The organism is Paenibacillus cisolokensis, from assembly GCF_018403665.1.
Taxonomy (GTDB): Bacteria; Bacillota; Bacilli; order Paenibacillales; family Paenibacillaceae; genus Paenibacillus_AH; species Paenibacillus_AH cisolokensis.
On record NZ_BOVJ01000138.1, the window covers coordinates 1 to 6,053 of the forward strand.

7 protein-coding genes and 1 pseudogene are annotated in these 6,053 nt (G+C 46.4%); all 8 read left to right on the forward strand.

Annotation, left to right across the window (positions count from 1 at the left end):
- On the forward strand, positions 1 to 650 hold a 650-nt coding region (locus tag PACILC2_RS18500), incomplete at its 5' end, for a hypothetical protein (RefSeq protein WP_213530043.1).
- Between the two features lie 113 nt (positions 651 to 763).
- Positions 764 to 1,120, forward strand: a complete 357-nt coding sequence (locus tag PACILC2_RS18505) for a hypothetical protein (protein WP_213530045.1) — start codon at positions 764 to 766, stop codon at positions 1,118 to 1,120.
- Positions 1,121 to 1,145: 25 nt separating this feature from the next.
- Positions 1,146 to 1,562: a response regulator gene (locus PACILC2_RS18510; protein ID WP_213530047.1), complete on the forward strand. Its 417-nt coding sequence runs from the start codon at positions 1,146 to 1,148 to the stop codon at positions 1,560 to 1,562.
- A 135-nt stretch (positions 1,563 to 1,697) separates the two neighbouring features.
- On the forward strand, positions 1,698 to 2,408 hold the full coding sequence (locus PACILC2_RS18515; protein WP_213530049.1) for a CheR family methyltransferase: 711 nt from the start codon (positions 1,698 to 1,700) through the stop codon (positions 2,406 to 2,408).
- 63 nt (positions 2,409 to 2,471) lie between these two features.
- Complete coding sequence (locus tag PACILC2_RS18520) at positions 2,472 to 3,404, forward strand: Hpt domain-containing protein (RefSeq protein WP_213530051.1); 933 nt, start codon at positions 2,472 to 2,474, stop codon at positions 3,402 to 3,404.
- 76 nt (positions 3,405 to 3,480) lie between these two features.
- Positions 3,481 to 4,194 carry a chemotaxis protein CheA gene (locus tag PACILC2_RS18525; protein WP_280515343.1) on the forward strand — a complete coding sequence of 238 codons (714 nt, stop codon included), beginning with the start codon at positions 3,481 to 3,483 and terminating at the stop codon, positions 4,192 to 4,194.
- Positions 4,191 to 4,667 carry a chemotaxis protein CheW gene (locus tag PACILC2_RS18530; RefSeq protein WP_213530055.1) on the forward strand — a complete coding sequence of 159 codons (477 nt, stop codon included), beginning with the start codon at positions 4,191 to 4,193 and terminating at the stop codon, positions 4,665 to 4,667. Before PACILC2_RS18525 ends, PACILC2_RS18530 begins: the two co-directional genes overlap by 4 nt.
- Before the next feature lie 277 nt (positions 4,668 to 4,944).
- A pseudogene (locus PACILC2_RS18535) lies at positions 4,945 to 5,807 on the forward strand (MurR/RpiR family transcriptional regulator).
- Positions 5,808 to 6,053 lie beyond the last annotated feature (246 nt).

A 6,053-nucleotide genomic window follows, 5' to 3' on the forward strand; every position in this document is an offset into this window, starting at 1 on the left:
AAAAAACGATGGCCCGAGAGGGCGACCGCGACGATTTCGTTCAGGCTGCCGGAATGCTGGAAGAAGAAATCGATCGAATTCTTAAAGCCAATTCGGAAGCGGGAAGCGGCGGGAAGAATACGTCCCGGGGAGACAAGGTTGTCAGCACGTTAAAGGGAATGGAGCGGGCGGGGATCAATCGATATTTCATCTGTATTTCGTTCAGTGACGATATTCCGATGATGGCCCCCACCCTGTTTATGATTTTTAACAATATCAAAGATGTCGGCTCGGTTGTATATACGAATGTATCCGATGAGGATATATGCGAAGCTTCGGCAAACCCGAATATTTCGTCGCTGCATATGATTATAGAGTCGGACTTGGAGGAAGTCGAATTATACACCTATTTCGATGTGATGTATGTCGAGAAGGTGGCCATTTCCGACCTCTCGGAGCATCGCATGCTGAACCAGGCTATACCGTACGATCGGGACAGCCGCCGTTTTTTTGAAGTTTTTTTTCAAGAGTATCCCAAAATGTATCCGTTTCTGTTTCATCCTCGAAACGACTTTAATAGGGAGGAATATACCGGGCTCGTTCATGAGCAGTATAAAAAAATTTGGAAGCCGTCAGCCGTATCCGGTTCCATACCATCGGGCAAAACCTGAAACAGGAAATCGAAGCATTTTATAATCTGTGTCTGTGTGCGGCGGGCGGGAAAAGGGGAATTCAGGACAAGCTCTTCAGAACTCTCTGTAAAAAGTATCTGGGGCTGTTCGAGATGGTTTACGGTCATGTCAGGGGGAAATTTATCTTTAAAATTTATAAAGCCAGGCACCGCCATTTTACAGAAGGTCTCGAACGATTTATCGAACGAATGGACAAATCGGGCACGCGCAAATTGTTGTTGGATTTAAGCCGGCTTGAAATGATTCACGAATCCGAACTGAAACGTTTGATCGAGCTGAAAAGACATCTTCAGGACATGGGAATCGTCATGAGCGTCCTGATCCGTCATTCCTCGCGAAAAAGAATGGTCAATATTTTTGATTCCATTCGCACGATCGAACCTTTCGAGTTGTTCGATACGGAAGTGGACGCAGCGTTAGGGAACAACATTTCTTTTGTGGCCGAATGAAACGTAACGTATGGAGGACTATGAAATGAGCGGATACAGCATCATGATTGTGGAGGATGAAACGGCAATATCGGACCTGCTCCAAAAAACTTATGCTTCGGCCGGATACAATCAGGTCGAGCGATACGCCAAACCTGCTGTTGCCCTGGAAATGTTTAAAAAGAAGAAATATCACATCCTTCTTGCGGATATGATGATGCCGGAGATCGACGGCGTGGAGTTTCTGAGGCAGATCAGGGAATACGATCCTTTGACGCAAGTGATTATGATGACAGCCCATTCAACCCTGGACCGGCTATTGACGTGTCTGGAGCTTGGGGCGAATGACTGTATATTAAAACCTTTGAAAAGCGACGATTATGTATTGGAAGTCGTGGATGATGCAATTAAAAAACTGGAAAGATGGAGAGCAGCCATGAAAGAGACGATTGCAATCTCCTGAAGAAATCGGTGATGAAATGGTTTTGTCCGATGATCTGTACGATAAATTTGTGAAAATGGTCTATCAAAAAACAGGCCTTTTTATGAACACAATAAAAAGTATTACGTCCAGAAGCGGCTCGAAAAGCGCGCCGAAATGCTGGAAATGGACAGCATTGATGATTATTACCGCCTGCTGAAGTTCGCCAAGGATTCAACCGAATTTGACAGGTTGATCAATGATCTAACCGTCAATGAAACCTATTTTTTCCGGGACTATCCGCAACTTAGGAATTTCGCCGAAGAAGTGCTTCCGATGGTTGTAAAGGGAAAGAACAAGAATAAGAACAGAAATATCAAAATCTGGAGCGCGGCATGTTCGACAGGGGAGGAGCCGTACACTTTAGCCATCATTCTTCAGGAAATGCTGGATGAACCCGAAACATGGAATCTGCAAATTGTTGCCTCGGACATTAATACGGACGTGCTTCGGACGGCAAGGATCGGCTTGTATGAGTACAGGTCCGTTCGAGATGTGCCTCCTGAATATTTGAAAAAATATTTTACGAAAAAGAACGAGTCTTATCTTGTCAATCTCGAAGTGAAAAAGCTGGTCCGTTTCCGGAAAATCAATTTGATGGATTCGGACGCCATCAGCAATATTACGGGTTGTGATTTTATCTTTTGCAGAAATTGCCTGATTTACTTTGACGACGAATCAAGAAAGGCCGTTTTATCCGGCTTCTACGGAAGCTTAAACCCCGGGGGCATCATCTTTTTAGGTCATTCCGAATCTGTCGGAAGAATTTCTTCGGCCTATAGCATGCAGAGGATCGGAGACAGCATTGTATATTCAAAACCGAGATGATCGAGCAAGGGTAGCGTACCGCGTCATTGATTTGCCCTGCGTGCAGTGAGGAGAGTGTATTGGATGCGCTATGCTTTTCATCCCGAGGATGTTGATTTATTAAAGACGCTTCTGGATGAGTGGAAGAATGGCCAGGAGGATCTTGATAAACGGATACTCAAGCTTGAGGCATGCTCCGCCGACTTGGCATTGGCAGATGACATATATAACAGGGTGCACGGGATCAAAAGAGGCTCCTCCTTTCTGGGGTTGGACTTCATAACCAAGCTTAGCCATGACATCGAGACGGTATTGGTTGCGGTTCGGGAGAAGAACGCGGAGGTCGATTCCGAGCTTATCGATCATTTGCTGATCTGTGCCGATTTGTTAAACCATTATACGATCCGGTTGAGCCGGAAAGTTAAAGAGCATGATCGATCAAATGACGGTGCGGAACTGGTTATCGATTTTGACGATGATAACCGCATGAATGAGCTTGCCGAAAAAACAAATGCAATCTTGAACAAACAAAAGCAGCGGGAAATCATATACGAAGCTCCCCAAGCAGAAATATCGCAGTCCGAGGCGTTGACGAAAACAACAGCCAAGGATGTAAAGGAACAGTTTCTGTTTGAGACCTATAAGCATATCGACAAGATCGAAAATCAAATCTTGGGCAAGCTGGAGAAAGAAGAACCCGACCGGGACGCCATCAACGAACTGTTCAGAGCCATTCGCAGCATAAAAGAGGGGACAGACCTGTTTATCGCAACGGTGCCGGAAGAGAGTCCCCATTTTGCGATCGTCAAGGATTTTCGGATGTCGTACATACTTTTGAAACGTTGCTTGAACGCATTCGGGATCGGGGAATCCGCTTTGATGAGAACGTATTGTCCGTCTGTTGCGAGATCGTGCGCTATTTCAAAGCATCGTTGGAATCCGTGGCGCTGGACAATGGGGTTTCCATACCGAACGCGGTGCTATTACGTAAAATGGACGATTGCATCTCCTATGTAAAGTCTTTGCCCGATCGGAAGGCCGGCATGGATTCGAGGTCCAAGGATCGGCCGCAAAAGCCGCTCTGACGCCGAGCATGCCGAGCATAAGGGTAAGCCAGGACAAGCTCGACAAGATGATGAATATGATTTCCGAATTGCTGATCGCGAAAAATGCCTTTATCCATATCGCGGCCAAATTAAATGTAGAGTATGACCTTCCGGAGATGTCGAAGGAAGTGAAAAGGGTAGGGGCTGCGATCAACCGAATATCGGATGAATTGCAAAATGCCATCATGTCCATGAGAATGATCGAAGTCAAGACGGTATTTCAAAAAATGCCCAGAATTGTGCGTGACATTTCACAAAGCACCGGCAAGAAGATGGAATTGTTCATGGAGGGCGAACATACAGAGATTGACAAAACGATTGTCGAGCAGATCAGCGATCCGATCGTTCATTTGATTCGAAACGCGGCCGACCACGGCATTGAGCATCCCGAAGAGAGAAGGCGGAAGGGAAAGAGCGAAACAGGCAAGATTGCGTTAAGGGCGTACAATAAAAACAAGCATGTCTACATTGAGATCGAAGATGACGGTAAGGGAATGGATGCCCGGATTCTGAAGCGGAAGGCCATTGATAAAGGCTTGATTTCAGAGGAAGAGGCGGACAAAATGACAGAAGGCCAACTGATCAATCTGATCTTTCTGCCAGGGTTCAGTACAGCCGGTCAAATTACCGAGGTATCGGGCCGCGGGGTCGGAATGGATATTGTGAAGAGCAATATCGAGAAATCAACGGAAGCATTATGATTGACAGCGAAGTGGACAAAGGCTCCAAAATGGTCATACAGCTTCCGCTTACGCTTGCGGTTTCAAGAGGGCTGACGGTGCATGTTTTGAACGAAACGTACATCATTCCCATCGACAACATTTCCGAGACGGTAAAAATTCACCCGAGTGAGATCCATGAATTCAATCGCAAGTATTTCGTACACCTCAGAGGGGATGTCATTGGCATTGAATGGCTGAGCAAGTTGTTCATGCTCGGCGAAAGAACGATGAACGATGAAGAATTAAATACGGTTATTATCTCCAATGGATCGGAAAAATTCGGTATTGTCGTGGACAAGCTCATCAATGAACAGGAATTTGTCATGAAAACGTTGGACGGGCACCTGGCGGGCATACCCGGCATTTCCGGTTCCACCTTGCTGGGCGACGGACAGGTCGTATTAATTGTGAACCCGCTAGAGATCATCCAGCTTGCCAAAAACCAGCCTTGAAAGTCACCAAATAACGCATTGCTCTACACAAATGTTTGCGTACTTGCGCAACTGCTCGATAAACAACCGCCGAGTAACTCTTCAGCGGTTGTTTCTTTATTGCGGCATAAACCGAATTTGCATTTATGAATTCAAAATGATAAAAAAGTATTGTAATAAAATTTTATAGAATAGAAATATATCGATTTTTAATTTTACAATCAGAGGTACTTGTAAAATATCACCATTGCGTATACGATTTAGTTGCGCAAAATACTAGACGGGTAGGTAACGGCCAATGGCGATAAACGATAATGTGTTGATCAAGATTCGGGACCGGAAAGACAGTCTGACGCCTGTCGAGCGTATGGTCGCGGAATATATACTGGCGAACAAAGAGGAGATTCCGCATCTTTCCATCAAGAGCCTGGCCAAGGCAAGCAAGACGAGCGACGCCTCCGTGCTTCGCTTCTGCAAGACGATGGGCTACAATGGCTATCGAAGCTTTATCGTCAGCATTTCCGCCTCGTTAGGTTCCATGGACGAAGAGTCGGGCGATCAGCATACCGATATTCAGCCGGGCGACGATCTGCAGACGATTATTGCCAACATTAGCCGCAACAATATCAAATCGATCGAGGATACGCTCAGCGTCATCGACCGCGACGCGATATCGAAAGCGATACAGGTGCTGCGCACCAGCAAGCGCATCGTATTTTCGGAATCGGCGCCTCCGGTCTTGTCTGCCAGGATGCGGAGCAGAAATTTACGCGCATTAATAAAATTTGCCACGCCTACGTCGACGGACATAGCCAGCTGACAGCCGCGACGTTGTTGTCGAAGGGCGATGTCGCCATTTTTATTTCCAACTCCGGCGAGACCGTGGAAATATTGGAGACGCTGGACATTGCCAAAAGGAATGGCGCGCATATTATTGCGATTACGAAGTACAACAAGAGCGAACTGTCCGAACGCGCGGATATTTTGCTCAGCATTTCTACGCCGGAGATCTCGCTCCGCAGCGGCGCAATGGGGTCGCGCATCGCCATGCTGACGGTCATCGACATCCTGTTCGCAGGCGTTGCCAGTGCTGATTATCAGCAGGTCAAGAAGTATTTGTCCAAGACCCATAACATCGTTGCGAGCAAGCGGCGGAAGTGACCTCGTGGTTGTTTGGCGATATAGCAGCTTGCAGGTTTTGTAGGTTGCAGTTTGTAGTATTGCAGGTTGGTGCAGTTTGCGGTTTTGATGCGGTTTTGGAGTGAGCGGTTTTGGAGTGAGCGGTTTTGGAGTTTGGAGTTTGCAGTTTGCAGTTTGTAGTTTGCAGTTTGCAGTTTGTAGTTTGCAGTTTGCAGTTTGTAGTTTGTAGTTTGTAGTTTGCAGTTTGCAGTTTGTAGTTTGCAGTTT

Excerpts from the sequence above, each read along its gene's own strand:
- PACILC2_RS18505 (WP_213530045.1), top strand. The coding sequence starts at position 764 with ATGGTTTACGGTCATGTCAGGGGGAAATTTATCTTTAAAATTTATAAA.
- PACILC2_RS18525 (WP_280515343.1), top strand. The coding sequence starts at position 3,481 with ATGCCGAGCATAAGGGTAAGCCAGGACAAGCTCGACAAGATGATGAAT.
- PACILC2_RS18515 (WP_213530049.1), top strand. The coding sequence starts at position 1,698 with ATGCTGGAAATGGACAGCATTGATGATTATTACCGCCTGCTGAAGTTC.
- PACILC2_RS18510 (WP_213530047.1), top strand. The coding sequence starts at position 1,146 with ATGAGCGGATACAGCATCATGATTGTGGAGGATGAAACGGCAATATCG.
- PACILC2_RS18520 (WP_213530051.1), top strand. The coding sequence starts at position 2,472 with ATGCGCTATGCTTTTCATCCCGAGGATGTTGATTTATTAAAGACGCTT.
- PACILC2_RS18530 (WP_213530055.1), top strand. The coding sequence starts at position 4,191 with ATGATTGACAGCGAAGTGGACAAAGGCTCCAAAATGGTCATACAGCTT.